This is a genomic window from Phycisphaeraceae bacterium (genome assembly GCA_019636675.1).
Lineage (GTDB): Bacteria > Planctomycetota > Phycisphaerae > Phycisphaerales > UBA1924 > JAHBXC01.
In genome coordinates this window covers 384,453-403,240 of the sequence record JAHBXC010000001.1, presented here as the reverse complement: position 1 = coordinate 403,240, position 18,788 = coordinate 384,453, and the positions used below count along the sequence as shown (strand labels likewise).

15 protein-coding genes are annotated in these 18,788 nt (G+C 68.8%); 9 read left to right on the top strand and 6 right to left on the bottom strand.

Going from position 1 to position 18,788, the window contains the following annotated elements:
* The first annotated feature begins 28 nt into the window (after nt 1–28).
* A complete protein-coding gene (locus KF684_01685) occupies nt 29–1,375 on the top strand; it encodes a hypothetical protein (GenBank protein ID MBX3351619.1) in 1,347 nt (448 codons plus the stop codon).
* 6 nt (nt 1,376–1,381) lie between these two features.
* Here KF684_01685 and KF684_01680 read toward each other — a convergent pair whose 3' ends face one another.
* Entirely contained in the window at nt 1,382–1,972 is a 591-nt protein-coding gene (locus tag KF684_01680; protein MBX3351618.1) for a CYTH domain-containing protein, read from the bottom strand.
* A 99-nt stretch (nt 1,973–2,071) separates the two neighbouring features.
* Nucleotides 2,072–4,267: an NAD-dependent DNA ligase LigA gene (ligA, locus tag KF684_01675; GenBank protein MBX3351617.1), complete on the bottom strand. Its 2,196-nt coding sequence runs from the start codon at nt 4,265–4,267 to the stop codon at nt 2,072–2,074.
* A 20-nt stretch (nt 4,268–4,287) separates the two neighbouring features.
* Between ligA and KF684_01670 the strand changes: the two genes are divergently transcribed.
* Nucleotides 4,288–5,175, top strand: coding sequence for a bifunctional 5,10-methylenetetrahydrofolate dehydrogenase/5,10-methenyltetrahydrofolate cyclohydrolase (locus KF684_01670; protein MBX3351616.1), 888 nt, complete (start codon nt 4,288–4,290; stop codon nt 5,173–5,175).
* Between the two features lie 120 nt (nt 5,176–5,295).
* Entirely contained in the window at nt 5,296–5,604 is a 309-nt protein-coding gene (tatA, locus tag KF684_01665; protein ID MBX3351615.1) for a twin-arginine translocase TatA/TatE family subunit, read from the top strand.
* A 19-nt stretch (nt 5,605–5,623) separates the two neighbouring features.
* Here the strand turns inward: tatA and KF684_01660 are convergent, their stop codons facing one another.
* Complete coding sequence (locus KF684_01660; GenBank protein ID MBX3351614.1) at nt 5,624–6,271, bottom strand: hypothetical protein; 648 nt, start codon at nt 6,269–6,271, stop codon at nt 5,624–5,626.
* 60 nt (nt 6,272–6,331) lie between these two features.
* Between KF684_01660 and KF684_01655 the strand changes: the two genes are divergently transcribed.
* Nucleotides 6,332–6,706, top strand: a complete 375-nt coding sequence (locus tag KF684_01655; protein MBX3351613.1) for a hypothetical protein — start codon at nt 6,332–6,334, stop codon at nt 6,704–6,706.
* Nucleotides 6,707–6,765: 59 nt separating this feature from the next.
* Nucleotides 6,766–8,208, top strand: a complete 1,443-nt coding sequence (locus KF684_01650; protein MBX3351612.1) for a M20/M25/M40 family metallo-hydrolase — start codon at nt 6,766–6,768, stop codon at nt 8,206–8,208.
* Between the two features lie 7 nt (nt 8,209–8,215).
* On the opposite strand, the gene KF684_01645 is transcribed toward KF684_01650, so the two are convergent.
* Complete coding sequence (locus KF684_01645) at nt 8,216–8,473, bottom strand: hypothetical protein (GenBank protein MBX3351611.1); 258 nt, start codon at nt 8,471–8,473, stop codon at nt 8,216–8,218.
* A 54-nt stretch (nt 8,474–8,527) separates the two neighbouring features.
* Here KF684_01645 and KF684_01640 point away from each other — a divergent pair, with 54 nt between their 5' ends.
* From KF684_01640 to KF684_01630, 3 genes are all read left to right on the top strand, one after another.
* The gene (locus KF684_01640) at nt 8,528–10,930 is read left to right on the top strand and encodes a hypothetical protein (GenBank protein ID MBX3351610.1); all 2,403 of its coding nucleotides are present in this window, start codon (nt 8,528–8,530) and stop codon (nt 10,928–10,930) included.
* Between the two features lie 15 nt (nt 10,931–10,945).
* On the top strand, nt 10,946–11,887 hold the full coding sequence (locus tag KF684_01635; protein MBX3351609.1) for an ABC transporter ATP-binding protein: 942 nt from the start codon (nt 10,946–10,948) through the stop codon (nt 11,885–11,887).
* Between the two features lie 79 nt (nt 11,888–11,966).
* Nucleotides 11,967–14,081: a S9 family peptidase gene (locus tag KF684_01630; GenBank protein ID MBX3351608.1), complete on the top strand. Its 2,115-nt coding sequence runs from the start codon at nt 11,967–11,969 to the stop codon at nt 14,079–14,081.
* A gap of 122 nt (nt 14,082–14,203) precedes the next feature.
* On the opposite strand, the gene KF684_01625 is transcribed toward KF684_01630, so the two are convergent.
* Both KF684_01625 and KF684_01620 read right to left on the bottom strand, forming a co-directional pair.
* A complete protein-coding gene (locus KF684_01625; GenBank protein ID MBX3351607.1) occupies nt 14,204–15,163 on the bottom strand; it encodes a sulfotransferase in 960 nt (319 codons plus the stop codon).
* On the bottom strand, nt 15,160–16,047 hold the full coding sequence (locus tag KF684_01620) for a sulfotransferase (protein ID MBX3351606.1): 888 nt from the start codon (nt 16,045–16,047) through the stop codon (nt 15,160–15,162). Before KF684_01620 ends, KF684_01625 begins: the two co-directional genes overlap by 4 nt.
* A 531-nt stretch (nt 16,048–16,578) precedes the next feature.
* Between KF684_01620 and fusA the strand changes: the two genes are divergently transcribed.
* On the top strand, nt 16,579–18,696 hold the full coding sequence (fusA, locus tag KF684_01615; GenBank protein ID MBX3351605.1) for an elongation factor G: 2,118 nt from the start codon (nt 16,579–16,581) through the stop codon (nt 18,694–18,696).
* The last annotated feature ends 92 nt before the right edge of the window (nt 18,697–18,788 follow it).

Sequence of the window (18,788 nt, the reverse complement as noted above, 5' to 3'; positions counted from 1 at the left end):
ATCGTCCACGAACAAGGTTCCACGCGCCATGCGACCCACGACCGCCCGTTCCCTCGCCGCTCTCTCCCTCGCCGCCCCGGTGGCGATCCTCGGCTGCGCCGGCGAGGGCCAGCCCGTGATCTCGACGCCCTCGCGCGACCGCGTCTCCGGGAGCGCCATCGTCGCGATCTCCGACGGCGACATGGCCATCACCATGTTCGACGACGGCTTCCTCTTCGGCCCCGACGGCTCGGGCGCGATGCGCACCGACGACCTGCTGACCGTGATCGGCCTGCCACTGCCCGAGCCGGGCGACCGCGAGCAGCGCACCCGCTTCGGCAGCGCGCGCGTGTCCAGCTCCGTGATCGGCCCGCCTCGCAACCTCGCGGTCGACGCCCAGGGCCGGTTCGCGCTCGTGCTCTCCACGCGCGGCCACGCGTCGCGCGACGCGGTCTCGTGGGAAGACCTCTCGCCGGGTGGGCGCCTCACGCTCGTCGATCTGCGCGACTCCTTCGGGCGAGGGCCGCGCATCAGCGCGACGCTCGACGTCGGGCCCGCCGCCACCACCGTCGCGCTCTCGCGCGACGGGTCGCTCGCCGTCGTGCTCAGCGGCTCGGAGAAGGTCGTTCAGTTCATCAGCACCGACGGCGCCACCCTCGCGCGCGTCGGGGAAGCGGCGCTCATCGGGATGCCCGCGACGGGCGCGCAGCCGACCTGCGTCGCGATCTCGCCCGACGGCGCGACGCTCGGCGTCACCGTCGTCGGAGCGAACGTCGTCGCCTTCTACGAGATCGTCAAGGGCCAGGGCGCCTACGGGCTGCGCCCCTTCGGCGACCCCGTGCGCGTCGGCGACTTCCCCTACACCGGCGCGTTCTCGCCCAGCGGCGGTCACTTCTTCACCACCAACCTCGGATGGGACCGCTCGCAGGACCGCTACCTCGTCAGCGCGCCCAACACCACCGTCTCGATGATCCGCGTCGCAGGCGCCGACGCTGAAGACCCGGCGCACCGCGTCGTCGCGACCGCCGGCGCCGGGCAGAACGGCGAGGGCATCGCCGTTTCGCCCCGGGGCGACCTCGTCGCGATCGGCAACCTCCGAAGGTCGTTCCTGCGCGAGACCGACCCGGCGTTCACGCTCGGGGGCACGCTCCAGCTCCTGCGCGTCGACGAAACCGCCGGCACGCTCACCTCCGGGCCGGAAGTCGAGGGGCCCGCCGGGCCGCAGGGGCTCAGCTTCGACGCCACGGGCGACCACCTGCTCGTCACCGATTTCGAGCGCGGCGTCGTGCAGATCTGGCGCGTGGATCGCTCGCAGGACGGGCCCCCCGCGCTGCGCTACACCGGGCTGCGCGTCGGCGTCGGCGACGGCGCCCACAACGTCGCGATCATCCCCTGAGCCCGCTCACGCGATCGTTCGAGGGCGTCGGTGCGCGGGATTCTCGAACAATGCTTCGAGCGCGTGATCGTCGTCCGGCGTAAGACTCATCGCTGCGCGGCGCTGCGCGAGGTCCGCGTACCCGTGCGCCACCGGCTCGCCCAGGGCTGGGCCCAGGAGGCGCATCAATCCCCGGAGCATCGCGCAGCCGACCCTCGGGGTGATCGCCGGGCTCAGGCGCACCTCGAGCTCCACGAACGCGCCGTGCCAGGCGACCTCATCGAGGTTGATGCGCACTCGGCCCGAGAGCCACATCTCACGCCGCTTCTCGACCTGCGCGAACATCGGGGGAGGGAGCGCGCCGAACCGCAGCCCCGCCTGCGAATCGCTGAAGACCTCGATCTCGCTGATCGAAGGCCGGATCGTGGCTGCGCGCGAGTACCGGAACCACTGCACCGGGTGGAAGTCCGCATGCCGGCGCAGCAGGCGCGAATCGGCCAGGCGATAGAAGGTGTCGCGCTGCTGCACGGTTTCGATCCAGGCGGCGCCGGAGCGCGCCAGCGCCCATCGCGCGAGGTCGGGGTCCAGCAGCTCGGCTTTCCACTCGAGGTTGCGCATCCGAATGGAGTGTGACCCGCATCTGCGCCGCCGCAACGCCCGAGAAGGGGATAACACCGCCCCGGACCCGGAATTCTTCGGGGAACCCCGCGCCGAGCGTCACACCGGGCGGGTTTCGGGGGGCAGGGCCGCGAGCAGCGCCGCTTCGTCCCAGACATCGACGCCCAGTTCGCGCGCCTTGTCGAGCTTGCTCCCGGCGCTCTCGCCCGCGATCACCAGATCGGTTTTCTTCGAGACCGAACCCGTCACCTTCGCTCCCAGCGACTCGAGCAGCGACGACAGATCCGCCCGTTCGAACGATTCCAGCGTCCCCGTCAGCACGATCGTCTTCCCGGCGAAGGGCGAGTCCGGCTTGACGCCCCGCGCCTCGGGCGGTCGGTAGTCCTCGGACGACAGACTGACCCCGGCACGCCGGAGCGCGTCGAAGGTTTTCTTTGCCGCCGGGCTGTGGAGATAGTCGTGCACCACGCGCGCCGTCAGCTGACCAAGCCCGGTCTCCGGGCGGTCCTTCGGGTCGCGCGCGAATCCCAGCGCCTCGGCGTCATCCTTCTTTTTGATGGCCTTCGGCGCGAGCTGATCGACCGACGCCCCCAGCAGCGCATCAAGATCGGGGAACATCCGCGCGAGCTGCTTGGCGGTCGCCTCGCCAACGTGCCGGATGCCCATCCCGGCGAGCACGCGCGCCAGCCCGCGCGATTTCGCCGCCTCGATGCCCTCGAGCAGGTTCTCGACCTTCTTCTCGCCCATGCGATCCAGCGCGAGCAGCGCGTCGCGGTGTTCGCGCAGACGGAACACATCGGCGAACGCGTCCAGAGGCAGGCCGGCCTCGCGGATCTGGTCGATCGTTTTCTCGCCCAGCCCGTCGATGTCCATCTGGCGACGCCCGGCGAAATGAATGAGTTTCTCTCGGATCTGCGCCGGGCACTCGGGGTTCACGCACCGGCGCGCCGTCTCACGATCGCCCGCCTCGCGCTCGATCTCCACCGGCCCCTCGCACACCGGGCACGACTCGGGGGGCTTCACGCGTCGCGCGCTCTTCGGGCGCAGCTCCAGCACCGGCGAGAGCACCTGGGGGATGATCTCGCCCGCCTTCTCGACCACCACCGTGTCGCCCAGGCGCAGGTCGCGCTCCGCCAGCAGCCCGAAGTTGTGCAGACTCGCGTGGCGCACCGTCGTCCCGGCGATCAGAACCGCATCGAGCATCGCCCGAGGGGTGATCTTCCCCGTCTTGCCCACCTGGAACACCACATCCCTCAGGACCGTCGTCTTCCGCTCCGCCGGGTACTTGTACGCGATGCACCAGCGAGGCGACTTCGCGGTGCGACCCAGCGACCCCTGTTGCGCGAACGAATCGACGCGCACCACCACCCCGTCCACCGCGTAGGGCAGCGACGCCCGCGCACGGTCGAACTCCTCGATCCACTCGAGCACGCGCTCCACGCTGTCGATCGCCGTCGCGTCGCCCGCGATGGGCACGCCCATCGCGCGGATGGCCGCGAGGAAGTCGGTGTACCCCTCGAACCGCGCATCGGGTGAAACCTCGCCGCGACCGTGCGCGACGAAGCCGAGGCGGCGCGACGCGACGACCTTCGGGTCGAGCTGCTTGAGGGTGCCTGCGCAGGCGTTCCGCGGGTTCATGAAGGGCTCGAGGTCGTCCGCCTCGCGCTCGTCGTTGATGCGCTCGAACTGTTCGTTGGGGATGTATGCCTCGCCGCGGATCTCGAGGACCGCCGGCGCGTCGCCCGAGAGTCGCAGCGGGATGGCGCCGATCGCGCGGGCGTTGTTGGTGATGTCGTCGCCCTTCTCGCCGTCGCCGCGCGTGACCGCCCGGACGAGCACGCCCCGCTCGTAGCGCAGCGACATCGCCACGCCGTCGATCTTGGGGTCGCAGACGAAGCGCACGCCGGCGTCGCCGGTCCGCCCGTCGCCCGCGGCGGCGAAGAGAGACTCGGCGTGCCCCGACCCGCTCGCGAGCGAGACGCCGAGCTGCTTCGCGACGCGCTGCGCCCACGCGCGGACCTCGTCGCCCGAGTAGGTGTTGTCGATCGACAGCATCGGGACCGCGTGGCGCACGGTCGCGAACCGGCCAGACGCCTCCTCGCCAACGCGCCGGGTCGGCGACGCCGGGTCATCGAAGCGCGGGAACCGCTCCTCGAGCGTCGCCAGCTCCGCGAGTTTCTCGTCGAACTCGCGGTCGGTCAGGAAGGGCTTCTGCTTCAGGTAATACGCCCGGTTTGCGCGGGTGAGCTCCTCGCGCAGGGATTCGATCCGTGCTTTCGCGTCCTTCTCGTTCACGCCGGGTATCGTACTGACGGATGGCACACCAGACACACCACGCCGAGACCCCCGGGGCGCAGATCATCGACGGCAAGGCCCTCGCCGAGCGGTTCCGCGCCGACATCGCGCGACGGGCGGCGGCCCTGCGCGCCAAGGGGCGCCCGGCGCGCCTCGACGCGCTCATCGCGGGCGACGCCGACTCGGGCGCGCGCGTCTACGCCATCAACCAGGGCAAGACCTGCGAGGCCCTGGGCATCGACTACAACCTCGTCGAGCTCTCCGGCCGGGCCACCTTCGACGATGTCGCCGGGCGCGTGCTGCTCATGAGCACCGACGACGACATCTCGGCGATCATGGTCCACATGCCCATGCCCGAGGGCGTCGACGCGTTCGAGGTCCAGCGCCGCATCGCCCCGGAGAAAGACGTCGAGGGCGTCAACCCGGCGAACATCGGCAACATCGTCTACGGGCATTCGTCCCTGGTTCCCTGCACGGCGCTCGCGACGCTCAAGATGATCGAGTCCACCGGCGTGGACCTCAAAGGCAAGCGCTGCGTGGTGGTGGGGGCGTCCAACATCGTGGGCAAGCCCATCGCCGTCCTGCTGATGCGCCACGAGGCGACCGTCATCTCGTGCAACAAGTTCACCGCTGACATCACGGCGCTGACCCGTTCGGCGGATGTCCTGATCGCCGCCGCCGGGGCGCCCGAGCTGGTCCGGGCCGACTGGGTGAAGCCCGGCGCGATCGTCGTGGATGTAGGGCTCTCGCGCGTCGCCGGGCCCGACGGGAAGATGAAGACCGTGGGCGATGTCGCCTTCGACGAGGTCCGGCGGGTCGCCGGTTGGATCAGCCCCGTCCCGGGGGGCGTGGGGCCCATGACCGTCGCCATGCTCCTGCACAATGTGGTCGAGGCCGCCGAACGCTGACGATGAAACCCTGCGCAGACTGCCCGGTGTGACGCGTTGACCCGCCCCGAGCGTTCGGCTTGAATCCCCCGATCCTCCTCCTCGCGCCTCCCGGTCGCGAGACCCCACCCCGGAGACGACATGGCTTCGCTTCTCACGATCAGCACGCTCGCCTTCCTCGGCAACATCGGGCACATGGAGATCATCCTGATCCTCGTTGTCGCCCTGCTGCTCTTCGGCAAGCGCCTGCCCGAGGTCGGGCGCAGCGTCGGCAAGGCCATCGTCGAGTTCAAGCGCGGCGTCAAGGGCATCGAGGACGAGATCCACAACGAGTCGGCCCGCCCGCCCGCGCCCCAGCAGCGCTCGATCGAGGCCGACAGCCGCGCCGTCTCGCAGGGCTCCGTCGCCGACGAGTCCAAGGTCGAGGCCAAGCCCAACGCCGCGCACTGAGGCGCGGCGCTCCCGGGGTTCACTCCGCGTTCATCACCGCTTCGAGCGCATCCGCGCCGTCGAGCAGGATCTCCGCGCTGAACGGGTCCGGCACGCCGTTGGCCGCGTTCGCGTTGTGCAGCAGCGTCTCGGCGTACAGGCGCGCATCGGGGTTCGCGTCGATCGACGCCAGCTCAAGGAAGACCTGCACCCCCCACGGGCGGTTCGTCGCGTTGTCGGGCTGGGTGTTGTCGAGGTGCCAGCGCGCCGCGTCGAACATCCGCGCAACGGCCGCGGCGTCTCCCCGTGCTTTCCCGTGCCACCACAGCGCGTGGAGCGAGGCGAGCTCCGATTCTGTCCAGACCTCGATGGTCCGGTAGAGGCCCTGTGGGAAGATCGCGCCCCGGTCCGTGGAGCGCCGGGCCTCAGGGAGCGAGTCGATCACGGCGCACGCGTCGAGGGCGCCGGAAACCAGCGCCCACCACAGTCGCGCGTCGGGGTCGGCCGCCGCTGGAGGCGACTGGATCGGGCCGCCGCCGTCTCGCAGGGACGCCCTCCAGAGCGCGAAGGGGACCTCCACGCCGGCGCGATCCGCGCCGGGCGATGCCCCGGCCCAGCGCTCGGAACGCGCCGCCAGCCCTCGCATCGCGCGGATCCAGACGCCGAGATCAGAACCGGTTCGGTCCATACAGGATTCTGCCGGTTCGGGGGGTTGGAGTCTCCGCCGGTTTGATTTATATTAGAACCGATGGCGTCGAGAGCCGCTCCAGCCCATGCCGACCACAAAGCGGTCAGGTTCTGCCCTCGATGCGGGCATCGCGGCGGCGAGTTGCAGGGCGCACGCGGCCGACTCGTCATCGCCTGCCCCAAGTGCCGCGAAGACCTCTACTCGCGTCCGGCGCGCAGCTACCTCGAGATGGAGGGCTTCGGCGAACCCGCCGACTACGGGTGGCCTCGCGAGCTACGCCCGTGGCGCACCGAGCAGAGCGACCCTCGCCCACGCCCGGCGCGACGCGCATCGTCCGCGGCGTGGCTCGCGCTGCGCGTCTCGCTCGCGACGATCGTGTGCGCAGGACTCTTCCTGGCGATCAGTCTCGCGACGGTCGCGGCACTATCCTCCTGAAACCCGCGCCGTCCCTGCCGGCGATCATCCGTTCCTTCCCCTCGCTCGGAGTCTCATTGATGCCCATGGTTGCCCAGTCCATCGACGCCGTGATCGAGAAGCTGCGCTCGCGACGCGAGGAATCCGTCGGGCGACTCAAGGACTGGCTGCGCATGCCCAGCGTCGGGACAGACCCGGCGTATCGCGACGCGACGCGCAAGGCCGCCGAGTGGTGCCGCGACCAGCTCAAGGCCGCCGGCTTCCAGGCAGAGCTGCGCGAGACCGGCACGCGTGACAAGCCGGGCAACCCCATCGTCTGGGCGACCAACGAGGGCGCGGCCGGGTACGCCGGCCCGCACGTGCTCTTCTACGGGCATTACGACGTCCAGCCCGCCGACCCGATCGACCTGTGGGACACCAAGGATCCCTTCGAGCCCGTCCTCAAGCCCGCAGTGCCGGGCGGCCCCGGCGAGCGCATCGTCGCCCGCGGCGCGTGCGACGACAAGGGCCAGGTCGCGACTTTCCTCGAAGCGGTGCGCGCGTGGAAAGACGCGGCCGGCGGCGTGCCCGTCAAGTTCACCGTGCTCATCGAGGGCGAGGAAGAGTCCGGCAGCGTCAACCTCGAGCGCTTCATCGACGATCACCTCGCCGACATCAAGAAGTGCGATGTCGTCCTCATCAGCGACACCGGCATGCCCAGCGTCGAGCAGCCGGCGATCACCTACGGCATGCGCGGGCTGACCTACACCGAGGTCGTCCTGCACGGGCCCGACCAGGACCTGCACTCGGGCCTCTGGGGCGGACGCGCGCCCAACCCGCTCAACGAGCTGTCGCGCATCCTCGGGCGCCTCTGGGACGAGAACCGTCGCATCACGATCCCCGGCTTCTACGACGATGTCGCCGAGGTCACCAACGAGGAGCGCGCGCAGTGGAAGCGCCTTGGCTTCAACCCGGCCGCGGCGTTGAAGAAAATCGGGCTCCCCCCCGAGGCGGACCTGGGCGAGCACGGATGGAGCGCGATCGAACGCGAGTGGGCGCGACCCACCGCCGAGATCAACGGCATCACCGGCGGCTACCAGGGCGCCGGCGCCAAAACCGTCATCCCCAGCAAGGCCAGCGCGAAGGTCAGCTTCCGTCTCGTCGCCAACCAGCGCGAGAAGGACATCCGCGACAAGTTCTTCCAGTGGCTCAGTTCCCAGACGCCCCCGGGCTGCAAGTGGGAATTCCTCGATCACGGCGGCGGGCCCCCGGCCACCGTCGCGACCGATTCGCCCTACCTCCAGGCCGCACGCCGCGCGCTCAAGACCGCGTCGGGCGCCGACCCTGTCCTCATCAAGTCCGGCGGCTCCATCCCCGTGGTCGGGCTGTTCTGCGAGAAGGCGGGGCTCGAGTCGGTGCTGATGGGCTTCGGGCTCGAGGACGATCGCGTCCACTCGCCCAACGAGAAGTTCGAACTCGCGTGTCTGTACCTGGGCAGCGAGGCGCACGCGCGACTCATCGGAGAGTTCGCCACGCCGCGCTGAGCCCCGTTCAGGCCGCGGCCTTCGCCCCGGCATCGCCGAGCGGCAGCGTCAGGATCTCGCCCGACGACGACACCTCGGCCTCGCCGCGCGCGATCGCGTCCATGCGGCGCAGGTACTCCTCGTACACGAGACGCGCGTTGCGCTCGAGCCGGATGCGCGAGAGCTCGTGGTGCAGCACGCACGAAGCACCGTAGAGGATCGCAACGATCCCGAAGGCGCCGATGCCGGCGAACAGGATCCAGATCTCGGGCGAGAAGGGGGACATCCCACGGGCCATCGGACCGAGGGGGACCCGGCTTGAGCCGCTACACTACCGATCGTGAAACCCGGGACGATCCGGTGGCTTACGACGCTCGTTCTCGCCAGTCTCTGGCGAATGTCGTCGCTCGTGCTCGCCCAGGGCGCCGGGGCCGTCGGGTCCCCCCCGGGCCAGACAGCCGAAGTCGGCATCGCCGTCGAGGCCTTCGGCGTGGGAGAAGTGGTCCGCGCCGGCGAATGGGCCGGTGTTCGTCTCGCGCTCACCGACTTCGGCGATCGCCCACGCGCCGTCGCGGTCCGTCTCCATCTGCCCGATCCCGACGGCGACACCGCCTTCCTCCAGCGCATCGTCACGCTCAACCCAGGGCTCCGTCAGGGCGTCTGGCTTTACGGGCTCTTCCCGTGGCGGACCGATCGCACCCTGGCGTTCACCGTCACTGTCCACGAATTCGATACGAACGCGACCGGTGATTCGGAGCAGACGGGCGTCGGGCGACAGCTCGCCGCCGACCGCGTGGCGCCGCAGAACGTCCTGCCCCCGACGCGCCCGGTGATCGGCGTGCTCGGACGCAGTCCGGCAGGGGGGCTGGTGGCCTACGAGCTGCCCTCGCCAAGCGACGCGACCCTGGCAGCGACGGCGCACGAGCTGGTGCGCGTCGCGCTCGATCTCGCCCCGGCGGCGATGCCCGATCGCTGGATGGGCCTCGCGCCGTTCGAGTCCCTCGCGTGGTTCTCCGGAGATCCCGGCGCCCTGAGCGAGCCGCAGGCCGACGCGATCCGTGAGTGGGTCATGCGAGGGGGCCACCTGATCGTCTCGCTGCCGGCGGCCGGCCAGACCTGGACGAACCCTCGCACCAACCCGCTGCACGCGATGCTCCCCAGCGTCGACGCAGTGCGCCGCGAGGGCGTGAACCTTGACCTGCACGCGCCGCTGCTGCAGCCCCGGGGCGGCGCGCCCCTGCCCGACAACGCCACGGTTCATGTGCTTCGTCCGGTCGAGGACGCACAGCCGGGCGAGGCGACGGTGCTGCTCGCGACTCCCCAGGGCGACCCGGTCGTCGTGCGGCGGATTCACGGGGCGGGGATGGTCACGCTCATCGGCTACGACCTTTCCGACCCGCGTCTGGGCGCGCGCGTCGATCCGCAGTACTTCTGGCATCGCATCACCGGGAAGCGCTTCGAGCCGCTCTCGCGCGACGAGATGCGCGCGCTCGACCAGGCGGGGCGCGCCGACTTCCGGTTCTTCGACGCGACGAGGATGGACATCGACATCGGCGCGGTCATCGCCAAGGAAGGGCGCGCCGGCGCCGGCGTGCTGCTGGGCCTCGCGGTGTTCGTGCTCTACCTGCTCATCGCTGGCCCGGGGGGCTACGCGATCCTGAAAGCCAAAGGGCTCGTGCGCCACGCGTGGCTCGCCTTCGCCGCGAGCATCCTCGTGTTCGCGATCACCGCGTGGAGCGGCGCGACGCTGCTGCGCCCCACCAAGCCCGAGACGCAGCACCTCACCTACTTCGACCACGTGTTCGGACAGCCCGAGCAGCGAGCCCGAACGTGGGTCAGCGCGCTGCTTCCCGAATACGGCGACGCGCGAATCTCCCTCGGGTCCGTCGAAGACCGGCGCGCCTGGACCCAGGCCCTCGGCGCCTGGAGCGACACCACCTCCATCACCGGCAAACCCTTCCCCGATACACGCGGCTATGTCGTGCCGGCGCGCGACCCATCATCCTTCGTCGTCCCCTCGCGATCCACCGTGAAGCAGCTCCGGGGCGAGTGGCTCGGGCGCGCCGAGGTCGGCGTCCCGAGGCCCATCTCCGGGCCCCTCAGCGTGCGCGACGAACAAGGCGGGACGCGCCTGCGCGGCGTGGTCATGCACACCATGGCCGCACCCCTCGAAGAAGTCACCATCATCGTCGTGCGCGGGCAGAAACCCCTGCGCGGCGACCTCGGCCCCCTCGGCGCGGCGCCGCTGTTCGGGCGCGTCGCCGCCGCCCGGCTCACCGATGTGTGGAACCCGAACACGCCGCTCGATTTCGAGCAGATCCCGCCCAGCGCGTGGGACCCGGCCGAGCGGTACTTCGAGCGACTGACCGAACAGATCTCCGGCTCAACGACCGGGTTCGGCGCCGCGGCGCGCACCGGCGTCGGGGGCGACATCCCGACGCGCCTCGAGGCGATCAGCTGGCACTCCGCGCTGCGCCCGCCGCAGTTCACCAGCCAGTCGGGCGTCGCCAAGCGCATGCTGCAACGCTACGACTCGCACCTGCTCGATCTCAGCGCGTGGCTCACGCAGCCCTGCGTCATCATCGTCGGGCAGCTCCGCGACGCGCCAAGCCCGGTCCCGGTGCTGATCGACGACGAGCCCGTCCCGAGCAGGGGGCGCACCGTTGTCCGCTGGATCTACCCGCTCCCCTCCGAACCGCCCACGATCGACGGCGCGCCGCTCTCGCCCTCGACCAACCCCTGAGCACACACCATGGCGATGATCGAGACGATCAACCTGACGAAGCGCTACGGCGACCTGATCGCGCTCAACAACCTCAACCTCACGGTGCGCGAGGGCGACTGCTTCGGCTTCATCGGCCCCAACGGCGCCGGCAAGACCACCACCATCAAGATCCTCGCCACCCTGCTCAAGCCGTCCTCCGGCCAGGCGATGATCGACGGGCTGACCATCGGGTACCAGAACCGTCAGATCCGCCCCCTCATCGGCTATGTCCCCGACTTCATGGGCGCGTACGAGGATATGGTCGTCACCGAATACCTCGAGTTCTTCGCCGCCTGCTACAACATCCACGGCGACCAGCGCAAACGCGTCGTGGGTGACGTGCTCGAGCTCACCGACCTTTCGTACAAGGCCGACGCCGAGGTCAACTCGCTGTCGCGAGGCATGCAGCAGCGTCTCTCCGTGGCGCGCGTGCTCCTGCACGACCCCAAGGTGCTGCTGATGGACGAGCCGGCGTCGGGTCTGGACCCGCGCGCCCGCATCGAGATGCGCGAGTTGCTCAAAGAGCTCAAGCGCATGGGCAAGACCATCATCATCTCGAGCCACATCCTCAAGGAGCTGGCCGAGATGTGCAATGTGGTGGGGGTGATCGAGCGGGGCGAGCTGCTCTTCTCGGGCGACGTGCGCGAGATCATGCGCCGGGCGCGAGTCGGCCACGTCGTGCACGTTCGCGTCGCCGAGCGGTCCGAGGACGCCGCCGCCATCCTGCGAAAGGCCCCCGGGGTCAGCAAGGTGGGCCTCTCGGACACCGATCAGGGGGTGCAGATCAACCTGACGCTCGACGAGCAGGCGCCCATCGACGTGGGGGACATCCCCTCGCGCCTCGTGAACGCCGGCCACCGGGTGGTCCATTTCACCGAAGAGCAGGTCGACCTCGAGGCCGCCTTCATGCGCCTCACCAAGGGCATCGTGCAGTAAACCGGACCCGCTCCCGGGCGGTAGTATCCCCAACGCACGCCCCGCCGGGCGTCCCTGTCAGTCTGGAGAAACCCCGCCGATGAAACGCATCCTTGCTGTCCTCGCCTGCGCCGCGCTCGGCTCCTCGTCGCTGGCCGCGCCGCCCGCCACCGCGAAGCGCCCCGTCACCGACAACTACCACGGCGTCGAGATCGTCGACAACTACCGCTGGCTGGAGGGCGACAAGGGCACGAGCACGCCCGAGGTGCTCCAGTGGACCGACGAGCAGAACGCGTACACCCGCTCGGTCCTCGACGGGATCCCGGGCCGCGACAAGCTCGAGGCGCGCCTGCGCGAGCTCATGGAGACATCCTCCATCAGTTCCCCTCGCATGAAGGGCGCCCGTTACTTCTACACCAAGCGTGAAGCGTCGCAGAACCAGCCGGTGCTCTACTACCGCACCGGCCACTCCGGCGAGCCCGTCACGCTGCTCGACGTGAACACGCTCGACAGCAAGGGCCTGATCTCCCTCGACTGGTACAGCCCCAGCGACGACGGGCGACTGCTCGCCTTTGGCATCAGCCGCGCCGGCGACGAGAACTCGACGCTGCACCTGCTCGACGTGAACACCGGCGAGTGGCTCGCCGACGAGATCCCCAACAAGGTCAGCGGCGTGCAGTGGCTGCCCGACTCGTCCGGGTTCTTCTACAGCCAGCTCGAAGACATCAAGAACGCGTACTCGCGCCAGATCCGCTTCCACAAGATCGGGCGCCACCATCGCACCGACCCCACGCTGTTCAAACAGTTCTCCACGACCTGGGGACCGTTCGCGTCCATCGACAAGGACGCGCGCTGGATGATCCTTGGGTACTGGACCGGCACACGCTCCAACGACCTGTACGTCGTCGACCTCAAGAAGTGGTTCGAGACGGGCGAGTTCGAGAAGCGCACCATCGTCGAGGGCAAGGACGCCACCTTCTCCGGCGCTGTCCGCGGCGACACGCTCTACATGGTCACCCCCTACAACGCGTCCAACCGTCGCGTCATGGCGGTCGACCTCAGGAACCCGACCGAGGAGAACTGGAAGGAGCTCATCCCCGAGCGCAAGGACGCCACGCTCACCGGCGTGGGCCACGCCAAGGACATGCTCGTCGCGTCCTACCTCAAGAACGCCTCGACCTCCATCGAGAAGTTCGACCTCAACGGCAAGCCCCTGGGCGCCGTCGAGCTCCCCGGCATCGGTTCGGCCGGCCTCTCCGTCGATGAAGACCGCACCGAGGCCTTCCTCTCCTTCTCCAGCTACAACACGCCCCCCAGCATCTATCGAATCGACCTCGCGCGCAACTCGCGCGAGCTCTGGGAGCGCCCCGAGGTCAAGGTCGACCCCGAACTCGCCGAGGTCAAGCAGGTCTGGTACACCAGCAAGGACGGCACCAAGGTCTCGATGTTCCTCGTCCACAAGAAGGGCATCGAACTCGACGGCCAGCGCCCGACCCTGCTCTACGGCTACGGCGGCTTCAACATCTCCATGACTCCCTCCTTCAGCGCCACTCTCTTCCCATGGCTCGAGGCCGGCGGCGTCTACGCCGTCGCCAACCTCCGGGGCGGAGGCGAGTACGGCGACGCGTGGCACCGCGCCGGCACGCTCGAGAACAAGCAGAACGTCTTCGACGACTTTGTCGCCGCCGCCGAGTGGCTGATCGACAACAACTACACCCGGCCCCAGAACCTCGCCATCCAGGGCGGGAGCAACGGCGGGCTGCTCACCGGCGCCGTTGTCCTGCAGAAGCCCGAGCTGTTCTCGGCGGCGATCGTCGCCGTCCCGCTCCTTGACATGCTGCGCTTCGAGCAGTTCCTCATGGCCCGCTTCTGGGTGCCCGAGTACGGCACCGCCGAAGACTCCTCGCAGTTCAGTTTCCTCCGCCAGTACTCGCCCTACCAGAACATCAAGGACGGCGTGAAGTACCCGGCGATCCTCGTCACCGCCGGCGAGAACGACACGCGCGTCCACCCGCTCCACGCGCGCAAGTACGCCGCCGCCATGCAGGCCGCGACCACCAGCGACCCCACCGACAAGCCGGTGCTCCTCTGGGTGGACATGGACGGCGGGCACGGCCAGGGCAAGCCGCTCTCGATGCGCGTCCGCGACGTCGCCGATCAGCAGGCCTTCGTGATGTGGCAGACCGGTCTGATGGGCGCCGGCAAGAAAAACTGAAAAGCCCCGCGTGAATGACGCAGTAACCCGAACCCGCCCGCAAGGGCGGGTTTTTTGGTGTACGCTCACTCACAGAGCGCCGGTCGACCGGCGCATCGGAGATGAACGCAGAACGATGCTTCTCACGCGACGACCGGGGTTGGCCCGCACACGCCGCGACGAGTGGTCGCGAAAGGCGGGTTGTTCCATTCCCCGAGCGATTCGCTGGTCACGCGAAGCAGAATCTCCGCGAAGTCCGGGCGGAGGTAGTTGACCCAATCGCCCGCAACTCCCTTGCGCATGAAGTGGCGGGCTTCTTCTCCGGGCCGACGCCCGCCCGAGTAGCGCTCGAAGGAGCCGCCATCCACGCAGGCCTGCAAATGCGCGCCGTCGAGTCCCGCGAATTCCAGAACCCGCGATAACTCTCCCGGATCGTCGCCTTTCCTGTCCTCGTAGCGTACTTCGATGTACCGATCGGGGCCGAGTTGTCTGGCCGCGGAGCGAGCGCCGACGATCGCCGGCGCGTAGATGTGCTCGAGATAATAGAACGCGAAGGACTCGATTGACGAGGCGGTCATCGACCCCTGGATTCCCTGCATGTGGCCGTGCGCACTCACAACCGCATCTCGTACATCACGGAGACAGCAGACAAACTTCGCCTTCGGGTACAGCGAGGCGAGCGTGAGCGCGTGTCGCGCATGCTGCGGCGTCTTTTCCACGAAGGCGCGTGTCTGCTCCGGACGCCATTTCCCGGAAACCTTCAGCGAACGGAGCACAACACGGTCGATCATCTGGCGCAGCCCGAAGAGAGTGTCTTCGGCGGTCAGCTCGACCCACTTCTGCTCGGTCCATGCCTTACGAGACGGGGCGCGGAACTCCTCGAGCGCCGCGGCCAGCGGGGGAACTCTCATCGTCAGCAGCTGCGATTCCTGTCGCAGCCCGACCGCGTGCGGGTGCGCCGCGAGTGAGCGGTTCATCCAGGTCGTGCCGCATTTGTTGGGTCCGATGACGAATATCGGCGTGAGCGCATCGATCAGTCGCGATTCCGACTGCCAATCGGCGAAGCTCTGTGAATCGATGTCGACGGAGTGTAGGTGTGTCATGAGTGTGCTCTCGCGTCCTGGTGCTTTGTGATGGCCAGCGATGTGAGCTCTTCGCCCAGTTCCGGCGTCATGTGATTCTCCCAATCCCCCACCACGCCCTTGCGATAGAACATCGCCCGTTCCTCGCCCGCGGGGCGCCCCGAGAAGCGTCGGAAGTCCGTCGCGTCAGCGATCCTCCCCGTCGTCGCGTCGTCGGAGTCCACGCCAAGGAAGGCGAACACTTCACGCAGCGTGCTGCGCGGGTCGGCCTTATGCGCCTCGTACTCGACCGTCATCCATCTCTCGCGTGCGAGACGCGAGAACGACTCCATCGCCGCGCGCACCGGCCGGGCCCACAGATCCCGCGCGTAGTGGCGCGCGTACTCCTCGAAGGTCGCGCCCTTGCGGTGCCCCGACAGCTCGTGCAGGTGCTTCCACGCGCTGACCGCCGCGTCGCGCACATCGCGCGTGCAGAGGATGAACCTCGCGCGCGGGTACAACGCCGCGAGTTCGTCCACATGCAGCGCGTGCATCGGCGTCTTGTCGGCGACCACGCGGACGCGATCCGCCGGCTTGCCCGACTCGCGCAGGTAGCGCAGCAGCAGCCGGTCGAGAGCAACGCGCCTGAGCAGCAGGGCGTCCGTCGCTCCCAGACCAACCGAAGGCCCCCGCCCCCAGGCGTCGATGGTCGCGTGGTAGTCGTCGATCGCCGCCCCGAGCCGGGGCAGCAGCACATCGGCCGCGTGCGACTCGTACGACGAGGCGATCCGGGGGTGCTCCGCCAGCGCCCTCGCCAGCCAGGTCGTGCCCGACTTCATGGGGCCTATGACGAAGCAAGGGGTGAGCGAGTCGAGCGCCGCGTGCTCGCGGAGGGCGTCGGTCACGGAGAACGCGTCGGGCGTCATGAGGGGTGCTATCGGACCGGGGAGGGGGTCGGCTCCAAGCGGCTGGAGCCGGACGGGCCAGGGCCGCGGTGGGGGGGCGGGCCGATCCTTGACTGACTACCCCCGCGGCTTACCATTCCCGGCCGAATTCTGCACCGGTGGATTCCCTGTGCATGAACCGGCGCCGCACCACAGCAGGAGGCGTATCCATGACCTCGACCGACGAGGATGAGGACGCCGACCCACGCTGACCGCCCGCGCGACCTCGCGGGGATCATCGTGAGGTCGAGCGACAACCCCGGCCCGATCCGAAGCGCCGCGCGTGATCGCGATGGCGGAAAGCCGGGCGGGCCCAGCACGAGCCAAACCAGACCGTCGGCGACCTGACCCATCCGGTGATGGTGGATGGCCCGGCGGAGAGTCATCGGCGATGCGTCGCGTCCCTCGCGCGAGGGGCGTGCGGCGCCGGAAACCAGAACCCAGACGCCGGGAGCGCCCGGAGACACTCGCTCCTCCCGAGCGAGCAACGCTCAACCCAGGAACCTTGCAGCCATGTCCATGTTCAGCGACGACCTGAAATTCACCCGCAACTTCGGCATCTGCGCCCACATCGACGCGGGCAAGACCACCGTCTCCGAGCGCATCCTCTTCTACACCGGCAAGAACTACAAGCTCGGCGAGGTCCACGAGGGCACCGCCACGATGGACTTCCTGCAGGAAGAGCAGGAGCGCGGCATCACCATCCAGTCTGCCGCCACCACCTGCCCGTGGAACTACCACGGCCAGATGTACAAGATGAACCTCATCGACACCCCCGGCCACGTCGACTTCACCATCGAGGTCGAGCGCTCGCTCCGCGTCCTCGACGGCGCGGTCGCGGTGTTCGACGGCAAGGAGGGCGTCGAGGCCCAGTCCGAGACCGTCTGGCGTCAGGCCGAGCGCTACCGCGTCCCGCGCATGTGCTTCATCAACAAGATGGACAAGATGGGCGCGGACTTCGAGTACTCCTTCAAGTCCATCGGCAAGCGCCTCGGCGCCAACGCCGTCCCCATCCAGTACCCCCTGGGCCAGGGCAACACCTTCAAGGGCATCATCGATCTCATCACGATGAAGGCCTTCGAGTTCGACGCCAACGAGCTGGGCGCCGTCATCACCGAGGTCCCCATCCCCGAGGACCTGCAGGACACCGCCGAAGAGTGGCGTCAGATGATGATCGAGAAGGCGGCCGAGTACGACGACGCCCTCATGGAGAAGTTCCTCGCCGACGAGACGATCACCCCCGAGGAGATCGAGAAGGCCATCCGCAAGGGCACGCTCGCCCGCGAGTGCTTCCCGACCCTCTGCGGCGCCGCCCTCAAGAACATCGGCGTCCAGCGCCTCCTCGACGCGGTCGTCAAGTTCCTCCCGGCCCCCAACGAGGTCGAAGAGGTCCAGGGCATCGACCCCGACAGCGGCGAGAAGACCAGCCGCCCCCACGACAAGACCGCGCCCTTCTCCGGCCTCGTGTTCAAGGTCGTCAGCGACCAGCACGGCGACCTGACCTACGTGCGCGTCTACTCGGGCACGATCAAGAAGGGCGACCGCGTCATGAACCCGGCCAACAAGAAGCGCGAGATCGCCAGCCGCATCTTCGAGATGCACGCGAACACGCGCAACACCCTCGACGAGGTCGGCGCCGGCAACATCGTCGCGATCGTCGGCATGAAGGACTCGATCACCGGCGACACCCTGTGCGCGATCGACGAGCCCATCATCCTCGAGAAGATGACGTTCCCCGAGCCGGTCATCTCGATGTCCATCGAGCCCAAGACCAGCGCCGACAAGCAGAAGCTCGCCGACGCGCTCGTCACCATCCGCCGCGAGGACCCCTCGTTCCGCTCGCACTTCGACGACGAGACCGGCCAGACCATCATCGCGGGCATGGGCGAGCTCCACCTCGAGATCATCAAGAACAAGCTCGTCCGCGACATGAAGGTCAACGTCGAGGTCGGCAAGCCCCGCGTCTCGTACCGCGAGACCATCATGGGCGCCGCCGAGAACATCCGTGGCAAGTTCGTCAAGCAGACCGGCGGTCGCGGCCAGTTCGGCGATGTGATCATCAACCTCGTCCCCTTCACCAAGGAAGAGGCCGAGGCCGCCGAGCTCGACTTCACCGAGGGCGTCGCCTTCGAGAACAAGGTCGTGCAGGGGCGCATCCCGAAGGAGTACATCCCCTCCGTCGAGTACGGCATCCGCCAGACCGCCCTCTCGGGCGTCCTCGCCGGCTACCAGCTCATCAACATCAAGGTCGAGCTCATCGACGGCTCGTACCACCCGGTCGACTCGTCGCAGGTCGCCTTCGAGCAGGCGGCGCGCCTCGCGCTGCACGAGGCCTGCAACAAGGCCAAGGTCACCCTGCTCGAGCCCATCATGAAGGTCACCATCACGACCCCCGAGGACTACTTCGGCAACGTGACCGGCGACATCTCCTCCCGCCGAGGCATGATCGTCGACACCGAGGAACGCTCCAACACCCGCATCATCACCGCCGAGGTCCCGCTGTCCGAGCTCTTCGGGTACACGACCTCCCTCCGCGGCATGTCCCAGGGTCGCGCCGCCGCCTCCATGGAGCCCCTGACCTATCGCCCCCTCCCGGCGAACATGGTCAAGGAAGTCGTCGAGTCGGCCTGATCGGCTCGGGCCAGATGAAGTGAAATCCCAGCCCCGCCCCGCGGAATCACCCCCGCGGGGCGTTTTCTTTTCGCCGGTTCGCTACACTGTCG